This is a genomic window from Maribacter sp. X9 (genome assembly GCF_048537565.1).
Classification (GTDB): domain Bacteria; phylum Bacteroidota; class Bacteroidia; order Flavobacteriales; family Flavobacteriaceae; genus Maribacter.
In genome coordinates, this window is sequence record NZ_CP183215.1 from 3,723,180 (window position 1) to 3,740,228 (window position 17,049).

General features: G+C 38.0%; 18 protein-coding genes. 4 read left to right on the plus strand and 14 right to left on the minus strand.

Features of this window, described 5'->3' with window-relative positions; all coding sequences use genetic code 11:
• The first annotated feature begins 62 nt into the window (after window positions 1-62).
• Together ACNR9Q_RS15885 and ACNR9Q_RS15890 are read left to right on the plus strand one after the other, a co-directional pair.
• Window positions 63-2,513, plus strand: coding sequence for a M14 family metallopeptidase (locus ACNR9Q_RS15885; RefSeq protein ID WP_419212209.1), 2,451 nt, complete (start codon window positions 63-65; stop codon window positions 2,511-2,513).
• Between the two features lie 11 nt (window positions 2,514-2,524).
• Window positions 2,525-2,719 carry a DUF4177 domain-containing protein gene (locus ACNR9Q_RS15890; protein ID WP_419212210.1) on the plus strand — a complete coding sequence of 65 codons (195 nt, stop codon included), beginning with the start codon at window positions 2,525-2,527 and terminating at the stop codon, window positions 2,717-2,719.
• A 193-nt stretch (window positions 2,720-2,912) separates the two neighbouring features.
• Here the strand turns inward: ACNR9Q_RS15890 and ACNR9Q_RS15895 are convergent, their stop codons facing one another.
• On the minus strand, window positions 2,913-3,323 hold the full coding sequence (locus ACNR9Q_RS15895) for a DUF983 domain-containing protein (RefSeq protein ID WP_419212211.1): 411 nt from the start codon (window positions 3,321-3,323) through the stop codon (window positions 2,913-2,915).
• Window positions 3,324-3,509: 186 nt separating this feature from the next.
• Here ACNR9Q_RS15895 and ACNR9Q_RS15900 point away from each other — a divergent pair, with 186 nt between their 5' ends.
• Window positions 3,510-4,385 carry an AraC family transcriptional regulator gene (locus ACNR9Q_RS15900; protein ID WP_419212212.1) on the plus strand — a complete coding sequence of 292 codons (876 nt, stop codon included), beginning with the start codon at window positions 3,510-3,512 and terminating at the stop codon, window positions 4,383-4,385.
• Here the strand turns inward: ACNR9Q_RS15900 and rimO are convergent.
• Window positions 4,382-5,689: a 30S ribosomal protein S12 methylthiotransferase RimO gene (gene rimO / locus ACNR9Q_RS15905; protein WP_419212213.1), complete on the minus strand. Its 1,308-nt coding sequence runs from the start codon at window positions 5,687-5,689 to the stop codon at window positions 4,382-4,384. The genes ACNR9Q_RS15900 and rimO overlap by 4 nt on opposite strands.
• A gap of 781 nt (window positions 5,690-6,470) precedes the next feature.
• Here rimO and ACNR9Q_RS15910 point away from each other — a divergent pair.
• Window positions 6,471-7,076 (plus strand): nitroreductase family protein, encoded by a 606-nt coding sequence (locus ACNR9Q_RS15910; protein WP_419212214.1) that lies wholly within the window; start codon window positions 6,471-6,473, stop codon window positions 7,074-7,076.
• A 34-nt stretch (window positions 7,077-7,110) separates the two neighbouring features.
• Here the strand turns inward: ACNR9Q_RS15910 and ACNR9Q_RS15915 are convergent, their stop codons facing one another.
• The 12 genes from ACNR9Q_RS15915 to recR all read right to left on the minus strand — a co-directional run bounded on the left by ACNR9Q_RS15915 (window position 7,111) and on the right by recR (window position 16,892).
• A complete protein-coding gene (locus ACNR9Q_RS15915) occupies window positions 7,111-7,956 on the minus strand; it encodes a metallophosphoesterase (protein WP_419212215.1) in 846 nt (281 codons plus the stop codon).
• Between the two features lie 16 nt (window positions 7,957-7,972).
• Complete coding sequence (locus tag ACNR9Q_RS15920) at window positions 7,973-9,649, minus strand: amidase family protein (RefSeq protein ID WP_419212216.1); 1,677 nt, start codon at window positions 9,647-9,649, stop codon at window positions 7,973-7,975.
• A 339-nt stretch (window positions 9,650-9,988) separates the two neighbouring features.
• The gene (gene ftsY, locus ACNR9Q_RS15925; RefSeq protein ID WP_419212217.1) at window positions 9,989-10,945 is read right to left on the minus strand and encodes a signal recognition particle-docking protein FtsY; all 957 of its coding nucleotides are present in this window, start codon (window positions 10,943-10,945) and stop codon (window positions 9,989-9,991) included.
• An 87-nt stretch (window positions 10,946-11,032) separates the two neighbouring features.
• Window positions 11,033-11,185 carry a DUF4295 domain-containing protein gene (locus ACNR9Q_RS15930; RefSeq protein WP_419212218.1) on the minus strand — a complete coding sequence of 51 codons (153 nt, stop codon included), beginning with the start codon at window positions 11,183-11,185 and terminating at the stop codon, window positions 11,033-11,035.
• Between the two features lie 35 nt (window positions 11,186-11,220).
• Window positions 11,221-11,403 (minus strand): 50S ribosomal protein L33, encoded by a 183-nt coding sequence (gene rpmG, locus ACNR9Q_RS15935; protein ID WP_058105695.1) that lies wholly within the window; start codon window positions 11,401-11,403, stop codon window positions 11,221-11,223.
• A 20-nt stretch (window positions 11,404-11,423) separates the two neighbouring features.
• Window positions 11,424-11,663, minus strand: coding sequence for a 50S ribosomal protein L28 (gene rpmB / locus ACNR9Q_RS15940; protein ID WP_079512565.1), 240 nt, complete (start codon window positions 11,661-11,663; stop codon window positions 11,424-11,426).
• A 69-nt stretch (window positions 11,664-11,732) separates the two neighbouring features.
• Window positions 11,733-12,983 (minus strand): competence/damage-inducible protein A, encoded by a 1,251-nt coding sequence (locus tag ACNR9Q_RS15945; protein WP_419212219.1) that lies wholly within the window; start codon window positions 12,981-12,983, stop codon window positions 11,733-11,735.
• Window positions 12,983-13,321 (minus strand): Hpt domain-containing protein, encoded by a 339-nt coding sequence (locus ACNR9Q_RS15950; RefSeq protein WP_419212220.1) that lies wholly within the window; start codon window positions 13,319-13,321, stop codon window positions 12,983-12,985. The genes ACNR9Q_RS15945 and ACNR9Q_RS15950 overlap by 1 nt, the downstream gene beginning before the upstream one ends.
• Window positions 13,321-13,932, minus strand: coding sequence for a fumarylacetoacetate hydrolase family protein (locus ACNR9Q_RS15955; RefSeq protein ID WP_419212221.1), 612 nt, complete (start codon window positions 13,930-13,932; stop codon window positions 13,321-13,323). The genes ACNR9Q_RS15950 and ACNR9Q_RS15955 overlap by 1 nt, the downstream gene beginning before the upstream one ends.
• 18 nt (window positions 13,933-13,950) lie before the next feature.
• Window positions 13,951-14,727 (minus strand): exonuclease domain-containing protein, encoded by a 777-nt coding sequence (locus ACNR9Q_RS15960; RefSeq protein ID WP_419212222.1) that lies wholly within the window; start codon window positions 14,725-14,727, stop codon window positions 13,951-13,953.
• 87 nt (window positions 14,728-14,814) lie between these two features.
• Window positions 14,815-16,179, minus strand: coding sequence for a dihydrolipoamide acetyltransferase family protein (locus ACNR9Q_RS15965; RefSeq protein WP_419212223.1), 1,365 nt, complete (start codon window positions 16,177-16,179; stop codon window positions 14,815-14,817).
• A 92-nt stretch (window positions 16,180-16,271) separates the two neighbouring features.
• On the minus strand, window positions 16,272-16,892 hold the full coding sequence (recR, locus tag ACNR9Q_RS15970) for a recombination mediator RecR (protein WP_419212224.1): 621 nt from the start codon (window positions 16,890-16,892) through the stop codon (window positions 16,272-16,274).
• Window positions 16,893-17,049 lie beyond the last annotated feature (157 nt).

A 17,049-nucleotide genomic window follows, 5' to 3' on the forward strand; every position in this document is an offset into this window, starting at 1 on the left:
CATTACCATAATTCTCCATATAATTTAATAGATTTGGTTTCTTGAGATTACAAAACAAACCTATGAAACTAATTTTACGCTACACCTTTTTTTTACTACCACTACTGACATTCGCTCAACTAAAATCTCCCTCTGAATTTCTGGGGTACGAATTGGGAACGCAATTCACAAGACACCACCAAGTCGTTGAGTATTATAATTACTTAGCGCAAGCAGAACCCGAACGTATGAACCTTGTTGAGTATGGAAAAACAAATGAACGTAGACCGTTACTATTGGCTACTATCTCTACCAAAGCCAATATGGCGAATTTGGAGAACATTAGATTAGAACATTTAAAAAGTACAAAAGGTGAGGGCACACCAACTAAAGGTATTGTTTGGCTTAGTTATAATGTTCATGGTAACGAAAGTGTAAGCACCGAAGCTTCTATGCAGACCATTTATGATCTATTGACCACTAAAAGCAGCTACCTAGAGGATATCGTCGTGCTGATCGACCCCTGTATCAACCCAGATGGCCGCGACCGTTATGTCAATTTTTATAACCAATTCAAAAACTCCCCTAACCAAGTGGACCCCTTCAGCAAGGAGCATCACGAGGGTTGGTTAAGCGGCCGCAGTAATCATTATATGTTTGATTTAAACCGTGATTGGGCGTGGTTAACACAAGTAGAAAGTCAGCAACGACTAAAACAGTTCAATAAATGGTTACCTCATGTACATGTTGATTTTCACGAACAAGGTGTGGACAACCCCTATTATTTCGCTCCGGCAGCAGAGCCTTTCCATGAAGTAGTAACCGATTTTCAACGAGAATTCCAAGTAACCATAGGAAAGAACCACGCTAAATATTTTGATGAGAACGGATGGTTTTATTTCACCAAAGAAGTTTTCGATCTTCTTTATCCGAGTTATGGCGATACCTACCCAACGTATAACGGGGGTATTGGCATGACCTATGAGCAAGGTGGCGGTGGTAGAGCAGGATTGGGTATCATTACAAGTATTGGCGACACGCTCACCTTAAAAGACCGTATTGCCCATCATTATACTACGGGACTATCTACGGTCGAAGTCGCTTCAAAAAATGTAGCTCGATTAAATGAAGAATTCAAAAAATTCTATCAAAAAAAAGAGTACAAGTATAAAAGCTATGTGTTGAACGGTAACCCAGATAAACTAGAGGCTTTGGGTAAATTGCTGGATCAGCATGAAATAGAATATAAAACAGGCGAAGACAATACCATTAAAGGATATAACTACACCACAGCTAAATTAGGTACATTAAAAAGTTCAGAAAAAAGCATGGTTGTTTCTACAGACCAAGCAAAAAGCACCTTGGTAAAAGTATTGTTTGAACCCATGGCAAAATTAAGTGATTCTGTCACCTATGATATTACCGCCTGGTCCCTCCCCTATGCCTACGGACTAGATGCGATTGCTAGTGAGAATAGTGTTGGTACTATTTCTAAAACTACTGCGACCCCATCCTTTGAAGTACCAAAAGAAGATAGTTACGCCTACTTAGCTGATTGGAACAGCATGAAAGATGCCCGATTCTTGGCAGCGCTTTTACGAAATAAAGTACGTGTGCGTTATGCACATAAACCCTTCACCCTTGACGGCATTTCCCACGAACGTGGTACATTGATTATAACAAAGAGTGATAATAAAAACCTGAAAGACTTTAATAAGATATTGTCGAATGTGGCCATGGAGAACACCAAAAAACTCATTTCCACAAAAACTGGATTCGTAGAGAATGGAAAGGATTTTGGCTCTAGTTATGTAGATGTTATTCAAAGTTTAAAAATTGCGATTCTTTCAGGAGAACCCACCTCTACCTTTCGTTTTGGAGAAATATGGAACTTTTTTGAACAGCAATTGAACTATCCGGTTTCGATTTTTGATGAAGACTATTTTAACAGGGTTGAGCTAGAGAAATATGATATCCTAATTTTACCGGACGGTTCGGACTATAAAAGCTTCTTAACGGATAACATCAAAGAAAAGATTAAAGATTGGGTAAAACGGGGAGGTAAACTAATTGCAATGGGGAGTGCAATAGATGGACTTTCAACGGATAAAGCTTTTTCTATAAAAGAAAGGGAAACAGAAAAGGATTCCACTATTCATTTAGAGTCTTTCGAGATCTCTGAACGGGAACAAATGAAATCTGCTATTACCGGGGCAATCTTTAAGGCCAATGTCGACAACACTAATCCGCTGGCCTATGGTTATGGTGATACTTATTTTACCTTAAAAATAGGAGATAGAGCTTATAATTATTTGGAAAATGGAAGCGCAGTATATTTAGATGAAGGCGCTAACGAACCTGTTTCTGGGTTTGCCGGAAGTGAAGCAAAGAAAAAAATTTCGGAAACCCTAATTTTCGGAACTGAAAGCATGGGCCGTGGTCAAGTAATTTATATGATAGACAATCCCCTTTTTAGAGGATTTTGGGAAAATGGGAAACTCTTTTTCGCCAATGCTCTATTTATGGTCAACTAAATTGGAATCATATGAAGGAATACAAAGTAGAAACCCTAATCTATTACTCAAAATTTACATTGGATAAATACCATATCGTTAACGCATCAAAAGTAGAGATACAGGAAAAATTAGATGTTTATGCACAAGAAGGTTGGCGTTTAGTCTCTACCGATGCCTCGAATTTTGGGGCCGCTATGTATATTTACCTCTATTTTGAAAAGTAAGTTATAGTAAACTAGCTCGGGGAAAGTCCCCGAGACACTGAATGTAAATTGACGCTTTATTTCGACGCCAGCATCGCAGAGCGTTTAAATCTCGATTATCTAGTAAGGAACATTGATACCCATTTTAAATGAAACACCCTGAAATCTATAATGATTTCAGGGTGTTTCATTTCGTAAATAGTATATTCCGTAGTTAAGAATCGAATGCCGTATCCACTTTCGAGGCATCCTTTTTCTTATCGTAGCTCATGAAAAAATTGATCCAGATGTTTCTAGAAATTCTCAATATAATGGGCAGTGCCAGCATCATCACCAAAACTATGATTCCATAGGTTGTAATTAGGCTTAGACCGAATACCAAATAAGACAATACAAACGCTGCCGTTGCAAAACTCAACCCAACGGGATAACTTACATACATAGCTCCATAAAAAAATGAAGGTTCTATTTTATATTTTGTGTGACAGTGACTACACCGCTCCTCCATTTTTAAAGTATTTTTTAAATGATAGGGATTCTTATCGGAATACATTGATTCTTCTTGGCATACCGGACAAGTACCTGTTAAAATACCATAAACCTTAGATCCTTTTAAAACACTCATAATTATGAATTTTAATTATAAATCGTTAAGCAATCAAACGATTTTTATTTATGTTCCACACTTTATAGCGTTAATCTAGATCATTGCCATAATTAAGATGCGGATGACAAAAGTACATATCAAAGAACATTTTTTATTCACAACAAAGGAGCCATTTTTTGTACTTTTAAGACATATACAAGCAAAATGAAGCATATTCCTATATTAAATATCGACCAATTTAAACTTGAGCGTATTTCCGGTTTTTATTGTAACAACCTTGCTTTACACTTAGAAAAAAATAAATCTATCGTCAATACCTCGCACCGCCATGACTTTTTCCTTTGTGTAGTATTCACCGATGGAGAAGGGGTTCACGAAATAGATTTTGAATCGCATGTAGTACAACCAGGTAGCGTATTTTTTCTAAGACCAGGGCAGACCCATAGATGGGAATTCAACAAGAGACCGGATGGATACATTTTTTTTCACACTCAAGAATTCTATGAAATTTCTTTCAACAACCATGAATTAGAGCAGTTCCCGTTTTATTATTCGCATACAAACCCACCTTACTTACATTTAACTTCGAATGAGCTAAATAGCATTCGACCACGCTTCGATGAAATCTTCACAGAATATCAACATGAAAACTATTATCAGAAACAAAAATTGGCAAGCCTGGTAAATTTGGTGTACATAGACCTTAGCCGAAAATATTCCAAGTATGATCAAGTAAAAAAAGTGGTTTCCCCAAATTATTTAGAAACGTTAGCATACTTGGATCTTGCCATCGAAAAAAACTATAAAATCGAAAAATCGGCACATTTCTATGCTGATCGTTTAAATATCACAGCCCGGCATTTAAATAGGATCGTAAAGACGACATTGAACAAAACAACGACCCAATTAATTAATGAACGGTTAATTTTGGAAGCAAAGCGCTTAATCGTACACTCAACAAACACATTTTCAGAAATTTCAGAAATTTTAGGCTTTGAAGATTACGCTTATTTTTCACGCGTATTTAAGCAACGAAGTGGTTATACTCCCTTAAATTTTAAAAAACGATTCAAAAATTAATTTTGAACCGGCACGCCGTACAAGTCAAAATCGGCAGCTTCCGTAATCTTTACATTGATGAATTCTCCCTGCTTCACATAATGTTTTGAGGCATCGATGAGTACCTCGTTGTCAACATCAGGAGAATCATATTCGGTACGTCCTATAAAATAATTCCCCTCTTTTCGATCAATGATACATTTAAAAACCTCCCCAACTTTCTTTTGGTTCAGCTCCCAGGAAATCTGTGACTGAATCTCCATGATGATATTGGCACGTTCTTGTTTAACATCTTCAGGAACATCGTCTTCTAAAGTGTAGGCATGGGTGTTTTCCTCATGACTATAGGTAAAACAGCCCAAGCGTTCAAAACGCATGGCCACTACCCAATTTTTGAGTATTTCAAAATCCTCTTCGGTTTCTCCCGGATAGCCAACAATCAAGGTTGTTCTTATGGTCATCTCTGGTACTGCTGCCCTAAACTCTTGTAAAAGTTTTGTTGTTTTTTCCTGGGTAGTGCCGCGACGCATGCTTTTCAAAATTCGGTCAGAGATATGCTGCAGCGGAATATCCAAATAATTACAAACTTTCTCTTCTCTGTTCATAACCTCTAAAACATCCATCGGGAAACCGGTAGGAAAAGCATAATGCAACCGTATCCATTCAATGCCTTCTACCTTTACCAAGGCTTCCAAAAGTTCTGCAAGGTTTCTCTTTTTATAAAGATCCAAGCCGTAATACGTTAAATCCTGAGCAATCAAAATAAGCTCCTTTACTCCTTTAGCCGATAACTTTTCGGCTTCGGTAACCAGTTCTTCTATAGGCTTACTTTTATGTTTTCCGCGCATTAAGGGTATGGCACAAAAAGAACAGGGTCGGTCACAACCTTCCGCAATCTTCAAATAGGCATAATTTTTAGGAGTTGTCGTTAAACGTTCACCTATCAGTTCGTGTTTATAATCTGCTCCCAACGCTTTCAACAGACCTGGTAATTCACTTGTTCCAAAATATTCATCTACATTAGGAATTTCCTTTTGCAAATCTGGCTTATACCGTTCGCTAAGGCATCCTGTTACAAATACCTTGTCCACTAATCCATCCTCCTTCTTTTGAACATATTCTAAGATAGTGTTCACACTCTCCTCTTTGGCATTGGCAATGAATCCACAGGTATTGATAACAACTATATTACCTTCCTCTTCATGAACCACTTCTTTATCATTGGCTTTTAACTGACCCATGAGTACTTCAGAGTCATATACATTCTTTGAACAACCAAGAGTTATTACGTTGATTTTGTTCTTTTTAAGGGTTTTTGTCCTCATAATTTTAATTGGGGTGCAAAAATACGATTTGGGAGTTTAAAAACGTTAGTTAAAGATAAAATTCCTGGAAATACATACACGCTTCATCGAAATATGAATAATAGTACAAATTCTTTGTAGCTATACTATCAAACACATTGACTATGAAGCCATCTAATCTAATTCTATTCATTTCAATTATAATGTTCTATGGATGCTCATCTGATTACTCAACGCAACCTACACCCGTTAAAAAGTAAATGTATTTCCCTCCTTTAACGGGTTCTCTATGGGATGCCAGCCCAGAACCCGCACTAATAGCATTTTTATGAAGCTACGAATACGGATGTTTTCATTCTTTTACAAAATGAAGGAATCATTATTGAAAAATACTTGGGTGATTTTAACCAAACAACTCCACATTCATGGAATTCAGCCGCCCTAACGTTAGCCAAGATCACTATTGGTAAGCCTATCAAGAGGGATATGAATTCTTCGACCTAAGTGGGCGTTGGGGAGAGTCTTCATTAACCAACCAACAAGAATAGAATATAACCGTTCGGCATCTTCCAACCATGACGGTAGACCTTTATTATACCATAGCTGATAATTTTCGTGCCCACAGCGAATGTTCCTTATAAAAAAGAGTCTGGCACTTGTAATAACAAACCTTGAGGCTACATCAATGAAATAATTTAGGAGTAACTATTCACCTGAAGATAGATTAAAAATTTACAAATATCTTATGAGACCAATTTAAATTTTGGGTTGAACTCTTCTTACTTTTGCTAAAAAGTAAAAAATGATCGATTTTAGGACCTTAGCCGAAAACAGATATACCACAAAGAAATACGATAGCTCAAGAAAAATTCCTGAATCTCAAATTGAGGACCTAAAGCATATTCTAAAATTAAGCCCGTCTTCCATAAATAGTCAGCCATGGTCCTATACCATTGTTTCCCGTAAAGAAACAAAGGATGCCCTTGCAGAGGCATCATTTTTCAATGCCCCAAAAATAAAAGATGCCAGCCATCTTGTTGTTTTTAGCGTTATGGACAATCTTGAGCAGTTTGAGCGTCATGTAGAGAAAAACTTGGCGGAAGGATCTGTGAATTACTACAAACAGTTCATCAAGGAACAACCGGCTGAAAAAACGATTAATTGGCTCACCCAACAAGTATATTTATCCTTAGGTTTTTTCTTGGCCGCGTGCGCCGCCATGGAAATAGATTCAACACCAATGGAAGGAATTGAACCTCAAAAATATAAAGAAATTCTAAATATTACCCATCAGAAAGTTTTATTCGCGGTTGCAATTGGGTATCGTGATTCAGAAGATGCAAATCAGCCCAGTATAACAGAAAAATCTAGGTTAACCATTGACGATGTCGTAACGTCGATCGACTAGAGTTTTATAATTTACGGACATATGTTCTTTATCTTTATACCTCTTGTGTTAATTCAAAAAGGGTGATTTCTGGTCGCACATTAAAACGTACTTGTAACAAACAGCCCAATGCGCGATTAATATAGAGTGTTCTATCATCCTCCAAGCTAATTTCACCGGCTGTATATTTTCTATTTTTCACTGGTAAAAGCGGTGGTGGTAAAAAGGGTGGTTTTACTTGACCCCCGTGTGTATGCCCTGCAAGAATCCATCCTTTATAATTATTCCAAATAGGTAGATCACATACATCAGGATTGTGGCAAAGTACAATGTTCGCTTTTGAAGGTTCATACTTTTTCATTGCTTTTTCAGGACAAAAATTAAGTCCCCACAAATCATCTATCCCTAGAAAATTGATTCCGTTAACTTCCAAAGAATTATTTCTTAAAATCGATACCCCTGCACTTTCCAGTAATTCTGTAATATGTTGCGCAACACGTTCTTCTTCATAGTCAATACCATAATCATGGTTTCCTAAAATGCCGATTGTACCCAAGCTACCTTTGACCACATAGTTCAAGACCTCCTTTAACTGCCCCAATTGTTCATCGGTTTCATAGCTCACATAATCTCCCGTATAAACCACAAAATCTGGATTGAATTCTTGGGCCTTCTTGAACGACTCAATGATGTAAGCGTAGTCAAATGCATTACCGACATGTATATCACTGATTTGCATTAAGGTTTTACCGACCAGTTGTGGTGGCAAATTCCTAATCGGCATTTTTTTATGTACAAACTCCAACCAAAAAGGTTCTATCTGCCAACTGTACAAACCTGTTAATACACCTATGCCCACAAACCATTTAAAAGATCGTTTGAGAAATTTTCTTCTTTTCATGAAGTAATGTAGCGATTCATTTTTCGTAACCTTTGGGCATTATCCTTATCTGGAACTCCTTTTCAAAAGCGGCACCTAATCGTAATAACTGAGCTTCGGTAAACTGCTTTCCTATGAATGTAAGGCTGATAGGTTCTCCCGTAGATTTATACCCCATTGGAACTGTTAAGGCAGGATATTTTGCCACAGCGGCATACCCTGCGTGATAATTATTGATGGATAAAACCGCATCCAATTTGTTTATATCCATTGCTTCATCAAAAAACTTTCTTCCATTCGCTTCTAAATCTGATTTAACTTGAACTAATTCATCAGCTGAAGTACTATCTGCAAGAATTCCTTCGAACAATGCTTGCCCATATGGAATTCTCACCAATGAATCTATACTGTTGAAATCTACCACATCGGACACAGATTTTATTTTCACCTTTGAACTGTCACTATACGCTTTGATATATTTTGGTAAATCTTCGCGCATATCCAAATTCAAGATACTCAAAAAGCCTTCCATAGAAACTTCGGGTGGAGTAAAGGTTATTATTTTCGCTCCCAAATTTTCCAATTGAGCGACGGTAGCTTTATAGATCGAGTCGGTCTCGATTAAATTTGCAATGGCTCCCAACCTCATTTCTGCTATCGGTTTAGGATTTAATGGAGCTTCTAATATACCGGAAATTGGTTCTACGGACATGGAATCATTTTCATCTTTTCCTAACATTGCTGAAAGTAAAATTGCATTATCAGAAACATTTTTGGTCATTGGGCCAGGCGTATCCAACGTGCTGGAAATAGGAATGATCCCTGAACGGCTCAACAAACCTACGGTCGGTTTTAGACCAACAACAGAGTTTTGGCTACTTGGAGACAAAATTGAGCCGGAAGTTTCAGTTCCCACAGCGGCAACCGCATAATTAGCTGCTACCGCAGTACCACTGCCAGAACTGGAGCCACCTGTTTCAAAAACCCTGCGCCCATATGGATTCAAGGTCTGGCCACCGTAGGCACTATACCCGACAGGACAACCTGAACATAAATAATAGGCCCATTCACTTAAATTGACCTTTCCCAATATTAGCGCACCATTCTTTTTTAACTCCTTTACAATAAATGAATCATTTACTTCATTCTCCATTAAGGCAATGGATCCAGCCGTAGTGTTCATTCCAAATGTATTGATGTTATCTTTTAATAAAATCGGCATCCCAAAAATAGGGTGTTGCATTTCGGCAACGGTCCCTATTTTTTTCAATTCGTCTAATTTTCTTGCCGCTGCAACTACATCTTCATTCAGTGCAATAACCGTATTCAAGGTTGTACCATTATCCAATTCATATTTATAAATACGATATAAGTAAAACAAGACCAAGTTTTCATAGGTCAACCGGTCTTCTTGAATATGATTACGGATGGTCAAAATATCCTGTTCTAAAATCATGGGTGCTATAGCTTGATAATCCGCCTCACTTAGTTTGGAAACCTCAGCATATAAAGGCCTAAAAACCTCATTTTTATCCAGCACCTTGGACTGGATCAGTTTATACCGCATTCGCTCTATTTCATGATCTGCATTTGCCGCTACTTCGGCAGAATCATTATAAGACGTCCACAGAACCACTTCATCCTTTTCAGGGACTTGTTTATCCTTACAGGAAAAAACTAAAATAATGATCAGTACTCCTAAATACTTTTTCATAACGTTCAATTATCCTTTATTCATTTTTTTTTTGGTCTCAAAAATAATTTTCATCAAGAAATCTAAGGTAAAAGTTACTTTGGGAAATAACCCGAACTGTTTATAAAAATCAGTATTTAAAGCGATTATAGCAAATTAATTAAATCGAACCCAAGATTTTGATTCTGATAGATGACCAATTAAAACAACCCTTAGACAGAAGGTTTTACCAGTTAACAATAGCCCTAAAAAGCATCGCTTCTTATTTTGCCTTGGCAAATTTGACGTGATTTCGAATAAATCATTAAGACCCCCTAGGAGAATAGAAGAATCTTAATAGTGCGTCTTATTTTGGTAGTTTTAAATTTTAAAGAAAGAATCTACGAATTCATATTTATTGAATACCTGTAAATCTTCGATACCCTCACCTACACCGATATACTTTACCGGAATTTTAAACTGGTCTGAAATTCCAATGACCACACCGCCTTTTGCAGTGCCGTCCAATTTCGTTATGGCCAATGCCGATACCTCGGTAGCCTTTGTAAACTGCTTAGCCTGCTCGAACGCATTCTGACCTGTAGAACCATCTAAAACCAATAAAACCTCATGAGGTGTATCGGCAACCACTTTCTGCATGACCCGTTTTACCTTGGTCAACTCGTTCATTAAGTTTACCTTATTATGCAACCGCCCTGCCGTATCTATGATGACCACATCTGCATCTTGCTTGACCGCGGAGCTCAAGGTATCAAATGCCACAGAGGCCGGATCACTTCCCATTTGCTGCTTTACGATCGGCACATCTACACGATCCGCCCACACTTGCAATTGATCGATCGCAGCCGCCCTAAAGGTATCGGCAGCACCCAACACCACGTTTAAACCTTGCTTTTTAAACTTATAGGCCAGTTTCCCTATTGTCGTGGTTTTACCTACGCCATTAACTCCCACCACCATAATGACATATGGTTTTTTACCCGAAGGTATTTGAAGTTCGGTATGGTCGTTTAGATTGGTTTCTGATAAAAGACCCGCTATTTCTTCCCTAAGGATGGTATTCAACTCATCTGTACCCACATATTTGTCACGAGCAACCCGGGCTTCAATTCTGTCAATAATTTTCAATGTCGTATCAACACCAACATCTGAAGAGACCAAAACCTCTTCTAGGTTATCGAGTACATCATCATCAACTTTTGACTTACCAGCGACCGCTTTGCCTAATTTGGAAAAAAAATTGGTTTTGGTTTTTTCCAAACCTTTATCCAAGGTTTCTTTTTTCTGTGTCGAAAATATCTTTTTAAATAAGCTCATCGTAAATGCTATAAGTTAATCAAATATAAAAATTAAAAAGCCCCTTTCGTAAGAAAGGGGCTCAATAAACTATTAAAGTTAAATCTCTTATTTCTTGGCAATCCAAGCATCTACCATTTCTGGTGCCATTACCTGCTCTATAAAAACATAAGCACCAGATTTAGGTGACTTTACCATTTTTATCGCTTTTGTCAATCTTTTTGAACTTGTCTGTAAACTTGCTACGGTCTTCTTTGCCATGACTTATATCTTTATGGTTTTCGTGAAACGAAAATCTATTTAATTTCTTTATGAACGGTCATTCTCTTAAGGATAGGATTGAATTTCTTAATTTCCAATCGCTCAGGAGTGTTCTTTTTATTTTTCGTTGTAATATATCTAGAAGTTCCTGGTTGACCAGACTCCTTATGCTCGGTGCACTCTAATATCACTTGTATTCTATTGCCTTTCTTTGCCATCTTACGCTCTATTTTCCAGATTACTTAATAACTAATCCTTTTGCTTTTGCTTCTTTTAAAACAGCAGATATACCTTTTTTATTGATACTCTTTAAAGCTCTAGTAGAAACTTTAAGCGTAATCCAACGGTCCTCTTCTGGAATGTAAAAACGTTTCTTTGATAAATTAACATCAAATCTTCTTCTCGTCTTATTGATGGAGAACGAAACATTGTTTCCGAACATCGCCTTCTTTCCCGTAATTTCACAAACTTTTGACATCGTGCTGACTTTTTCTTTTAAACAGGGTGCAAATTTATATCTTTTTTATCGCATGAACAACAATATACTTCACATTTTTAAAATTTCTTTTTGAAGTAATTCAAATGCCTTATTTACAGACTTTTGAACAATCCGTTCTCTATTGTTTCCCATTTGAAATTCTTTGGCCAAACTTGACTTTGGGCCTTCAATGGCAATGAATACGGTTCCTACCTCGGCGTCTGAATCTCCTTTGGTAGGGCCTGCGTTCCCTGTGGTGGCAATCGCAAAATCGGTTTTTAGTAAATTCCGCACCCCTTTTGCCATCGCGGAAGCAACTTCTGCACTTACCACAGAATGTTCGTTCACCATCTGTTCAGGAACACCCAGAACGTTTATTTTCGCTTCCGTGGCATAACTCACTACGCTGCCTTTAAAGTATTGGGAAGCACCTGGGATCGCCGTAATACTTTCTGCAATCTTGCCTCCCGTAAAACTTTCCGCGGTGGAAAGTGTCAATTTTTTTTCAGTGAGCAATTTAGCAACTATCTCTTCTAAGCTTTGATCATCTTCAATACCATACATGATATCCTTTATCAACGGATACAATTTTTGACATTCCGCTTCAATTGCTTCTGCCAGAGCATCATAATCAGGACCTTTACCTGTTAGACGCAATCTCACTTTTCCTAAATTCGGCAGGTAGGCAAGTTTAATAAAGGAGGGCAAAGCGTCTTCCCAAGACTCAAGACGTTGCGCAAGGGAACTCTCCCCAAGTCCATAAGTGACTATAGTTCTATGAATAATATGTGGGCGCCGATAAAATGAGGACAGTTTTGGAATAACGATTTCTGTCATTAAATGCATCATTTCAAACGGAACACCCGGCATAGAGATAAACGTTACACCATTTTCATGCATCCACATACCTGGTGCCGTACCATTGGCATTATGAAGGACCTCTGCCCTACTTGGAACCAATGCCTGTCTTCTATTAAGATCTGAAATCGGAGTTGCCGTGATATATTTTGCAAAAAGATGTTCAACATGTGCCAAAACCGATTCATTTTCCACCAATGTATCATTGAAAAATTCGCAGAACGTATGCTTAGTGATATCATCCTTTGTTGGACCAAGGCCGCCGGTAACCAAAACAATACTTACACGTTTGGCGGCATCTGCAAAAGCATTTAAAATATGCTCACGATCATCTTGTACAGAAGTTATCTGATAGACCGATATTCCAATTTTGTTAAGTTCTTTTGCTATGAAAGCAGAATTGGTGTCAACAATTTGACCAATGAGAATCTCATCGCCAATCGTTATGATCTCTGCAAGCATTATAGGTGAAAGTCTTTTTTCAATTCGGACACCACTTGATTGATATCCGTTTTCAGGATGGGGAATCTTTTTTGAATCTCTTCCATATTGGCCTCCTGTTTTCCCAAAGTTTCTATTTCTAAGGCAATGGCGCGGGTTTGCTCCATTCCTAGCAAATCTACATTGGGTTTAATTTTATGGGCCAATTTATATACTTGATCATGGTCCTTCGCAAGAAGCGCTTGTTCCAAAGCTCCCAAATCTTCAGGTACCTCCTCTAAAAAAACGGAAATCACAGAATTTATAAAATCCTGATCTCCTTCCGCCATTTCATTAATCTTATCCAGGTTATAAATCATTACTTAATTTTTACGGTGAACAGCTCCTTGTTTTCCAAATGACCCGAAAGGTAATCATTTGCACTTACTTTCCCAACACCCGCAGGAGTTCCTGTAAAAACTATATCTCCTTTTTTTAACATAAAAAAGGTCGAGACATAGGCTATTATTTCATCAATCTTCCAAAGCATTAAATTAGTGTTGCCTTGCTGCACTATTTCACTATTCTTTAGCAATTTAAAATTGAGATCGTTAACATCCTCAAAAAGTGTTTTTGGAAGCCAATCGCCGATCACGGCAGCCCCATCAAATCCTTTTGCCTTTTCCCAAGGCAGTCCCTTTTCCTTTAATTTTGATTGTAGATCCCTTGCCGTAAAATCGATTCCCAAACCAATTTCGTCATAATAGGTAGATGCAAACTCTTCTGAAATATGTTTACCCACTTTTTTGATTTTCACCAAGACCTCAACTTCGTAATGGATATCGTTCGAAAAGTCTGGAATGTAAAAATCTTGTTGTTTTGGTAATACGGACGAATCTGGTTTTATAAAAATTACAGGTTCCTCAGGCCTTTCATTTTGAAGTTCCGCAATATGCGCAGCGTAGTTTCTGCCTATGCAAATGATTTTCATTTTACACTACTCTAAGATTCAACTTAACTTATTGTTGAGCTTGCTCAATTTTATCTGGGTAAGTATTTTTTTTGTGTACAAGGGGAAGTCTGCATTCAACATCCAACCAAAATAACCCGGCTCCTCTTCCAATACATCATGCACCTTTTTCCCTTTATGTTTACCGAAAGCGAATACTTCTTCTTCGTCTTCATCCATTGCTATAAAACCAGCAAAATCTACCGACTGTTTTCTTCTTGAAAACTCAGAAAGTTTTTTGATATTGTTTTCCAAATCAGGATAACGGTCCAATTGCGACAGCAACACTTCGTAGGTGGCATTGGTATCAGCTGCGGCACTATGGGCATCGGTCAAATCTTTATCGCAGTAAAATTTATAGGCAGCCTCTAAGGTACGTTTCTCCATTTTATGGAATATGGTCTGTACATCGACGGATACCGTGTTCTTCATGTCAAAATCGATCCCGGCACGCAAAAGCTCTTCGGCCAACAGGGGAATATCAAATCTATCGGAATTAAATCCGCCCAAATCACTATCCTTTATCAATTTGTAAATTTCTTTAGAAAGCTCTTTAAACGTAGGTTCGTTAGCCACTTTTTCATTCGTGATGCCGTGCACCGCAATGACTTCTTCAGGTATTTCCATTTCTGGGTTTACCAACCACGTCTTACTTTCCTTATTTCCATTTGGAAATACCTTAAGAATTGCAATTTCAACAATTCGATCCTTTGCCACATTAACACCGGTAGTTTCCAAATCAAAAAAACAAATAGGTCTGGTAAGCTTTAATTCCATTATATAATTTATTTCAAAGATAGGGGTTAGTCAGCCGGTAGTAAAAATTGCCGTCTAAAATTATCGAATATAAAATCGCTTAGTTTCTTAAATCTCCCTATTTACGTCCCAAGCTTCCAAATAATCTGCTATAGCTTTAGCGAACATACTGCCCAAGGCCCCGTTCACCACCCTATGGTCATAACTGTGCGATAAATACATTTTACTACGGATGCCAATGAAATCACCTTCGGGAGTTTCAATTACTGAAGGAATTTTTCGAATAGCCCCTAGTGCCAATATACCTACTTGTGGTTGATTAATGATGGGGGTACCGAAAACACTACCAAAAGTACCAACATTGGTAACGGTGTATGTACCACCCTGCACCTCGTCTGGTTTTAGGGCATTATTTCTAGAACGTTCGGCAAGATCATTAACCACTTTCGCCATGCCAACCAAATTCAATTGATCTGCATTTTTTATGACAGGAACGATGAGATTTCCATCGGGCAAGGCGGCGGCCATACCAATATTTATATTTTTCTTTTTAATGACGGTTTCACCATCAACCGAAATATTCATCATCGGATATTTCTTTAAAGCCTTGGCGACCGCTTCCATAAATATTGGGGTAAAGGTCAATTTCTCTCCTTCGCGTTTTGCAAAGGCATCCTTCATTTTGTTACGCCAGTTTACGATGTTGGTTACGTCAACCTCAATAAAACTTTGTACGTGGGCAGATGTTGAAACGCTCTCCGTCATGTGTTTGGCAATGAGTTTGCCCATTCTTGACATTGAAATCACTTCATCACCACCTGAAACTTGTGCTTTAGCTGAAACCGATTGCTCACCTGTCTTTTCACTTTGCACTATAGGCTCTGAAACAAAAGACTTCTGTGCCACTTTTTGAACCTGAGTCGGTGTAGCTGCTTCCTGAGGGGTGGTAGCTCCGTTCTTAACAAAGCTTAGGATATCATCCTTAGTGACCCTTCCATCTTTTCCGGTACCTTTTATGGATTCTAATTGCTGAAAAGAAATTCCTTCTTCCTTGGCAATATTCTTCACCAAAGGTGAATAAAAACGTTCGGTATCGCCTATAACCAAATTAGGAGTCTCTGCTGTTTCTTTCGCTTTGGTAACGGTAGATTCAACCTCTGTAACCATTTTATCCGCTACCTCCTCCTCAGCTTGGGTCACTTGCTGTTCATCGGCGGGTTCGTCAGCTTCTCCTTGAATTTCAATAACAGCCACGACTTGGCCCACTTTTACGATATCATCTACTTTGAAACGCTTTTCTATTAGGATTCCATCCACCTCACTTGGCACTTCGCTATCCACCTTATCGGTAGCGATTTCAAAAATGGCCTCGTCCATCTCAATAGTATCGCCCACCTCTTTCAACCAAGATGTCAAGGTTGCTTCTGCAACACTTTCTCCCATACGGGGTAGTTTCAATTCAAATTTTGACATATCGATAATTTATTGCTTCTAGTGTATGTATTTTTTGCGAAAATAATAAAATTAATGCCTAATAAATGATTTTGTTCTCGCATTCAAAAAAACTAATCCTGTCGTAATGAACCCTCGAAGGGCACTCGGTTTAAAATACTTCTCCCTAGCGTGACTTCATCTGCATATTCCAATTCATCTCCCACAGCTATTCCTCTTGCAATGGTTGATGTCTTCACATTTAATCCTTCAATCTGTCTAAAAATGTAGAAATTGGTCGTATCACCTTCCATCGTTGAACTTAACGCGAAGATAAGTTCCTTTATGACTCCTTTTTTCACCTTCTCTACCAACGAACCGATTTTGAGATTCTGTGGACCAACACCCTCCATTGGGGAAATCTTACCTCCCAATACATGATATTTTCCTCTAAACTGTCCCGTGTTCTCGATTGCCATCACATCACGAATATCTTCAACAACACAAACTATAGCATCATCCCTTTTAGGATTGGCACAGATTTCACACACAATACTATCTGAAATATTATGACAATTCTCACAGAACTGTATCTTACCCCTTAAATCAATTAAGGAGGTAGAAAGATTTTCAGTACGCTGTTCAGGTTGTTTCAGTAAGTACAATACCAAACGCAAGGCTGTGCGCTTACCTATTCCAGGTAATTGTGAAACCTCATATACTGCATTTTCCAATAATTTAGATGAAAATTCCATAGGCTTTAATGGGCCTAAATTTACGATTAAAGTTGAAAATTATGCCGAAGACACAATACAAATATCTTTTCAAAAAGAAATCCTATATGAATACCTCCTAAATATATTAGTCCAGTTTATATGATATATTTGGAGTAATGGATGGGATACCTTTCCG

Excerpts from the sequence above, each read along its gene's own strand:
- ACNR9Q_RS15890 (WP_419212210.1), top strand. The coding sequence starts at position 2,525 with ATGAAGGAATACAAAGTAGAAACCCTAATCTATTACTCAAAATTTACA.
- rpmB (WP_079512565.1), bottom strand. The coding sequence starts at position 11,663 with ATGTCAAAAGTTTGTGAAATTACGGGAAAGAAGGCGATGTTCGGAAAC.
- rpmG (WP_058105695.1), bottom strand. The coding sequence starts at position 11,403 with ATGGCAAAGAAAGGCAATAGAATACAAGTGATATTAGAGTGCACCGAG.
- ftsY (WP_419212217.1), bottom strand. The coding sequence starts at position 10,945 with ATGAGCTTATTTAAAAAGATATTTTCGACACAGAAAAAAGAAACCTTG.
- ACNR9Q_RS15895 (WP_419212211.1), bottom strand. The coding sequence starts at position 3,323 with ATGAGTGTTTTAAAAGGATCTAAGGTTTATGGTATTTTAACAGGTACT.
- ACNR9Q_RS15885 (WP_419212209.1), top strand. The coding sequence starts at position 63 with ATGAAACTAATTTTACGCTACACCTTTTTTTTACTACCACTACTGACA.
- ACNR9Q_RS15950 (WP_419212220.1), bottom strand. The coding sequence starts at position 13,321 with ATGATTTATAACCTGGATAAGATTAATGAAATGGCGGAAGGAGATCAG.
- ACNR9Q_RS15955 (WP_419212221.1), bottom strand. The coding sequence starts at position 13,932 with ATGAAAATCATTTGCATAGGCAGAAACTACGCTGCGCATATTGCGGAA.
- rimO (WP_419212213.1), bottom strand. The coding sequence starts at position 5,689 with ATGAGGACAAAAACCCTTAAAAAGAACAAAATCAACGTAATAACTCTT.
- ACNR9Q_RS15945 (WP_419212219.1), bottom strand. The coding sequence starts at position 12,983 with ATGCTTGCAGAGATCATAACGATTGGCGATGAGATTCTCATTGGTCAA.
- ACNR9Q_RS15915 (WP_419212215.1), bottom strand. The coding sequence starts at position 7,956 with ATGAAAAGAAGAAAATTTCTCAAACGATCTTTTAAATGGTTTGTGGGC.
- recR (WP_419212224.1), bottom strand. The coding sequence starts at position 16,892 with ATGGAATTTTCATCTAAATTATTGGAAAATGCAGTATATGAGGTTTCA.
- ACNR9Q_RS15930 (WP_419212218.1), bottom strand. The coding sequence starts at position 11,185 with ATGGCAAAGAAGACCGTAGCAAGTTTACAGACAAGTTCAAAAAGATTG.
- ACNR9Q_RS15960 (WP_419212222.1), bottom strand. The coding sequence starts at position 14,727 with ATGGAATTAAAGCTTACCAGACCTATTTGTTTTTTTGATTTGGAAACT.
- ACNR9Q_RS15900 (WP_419212212.1), top strand. The coding sequence starts at position 3,510 with ATGAAGCATATTCCTATATTAAATATCGACCAATTTAAACTTGAGCGT.
- ACNR9Q_RS15910 (WP_419212214.1), top strand. The coding sequence starts at position 6,471 with ATGATCGATTTTAGGACCTTAGCCGAAAACAGATATACCACAAAGAAA.
- ACNR9Q_RS15965 (WP_419212223.1), bottom strand. The coding sequence starts at position 16,179 with ATGTCAAAATTTGAATTGAAACTACCCCGTATGGGAGAAAGTGTTGCA.
- ACNR9Q_RS15920 (WP_419212216.1), bottom strand. The coding sequence starts at position 9,649 with ATGAAAAAGTATTTAGGAGTACTGATCATTATTTTAGTTTTTTCCTGT.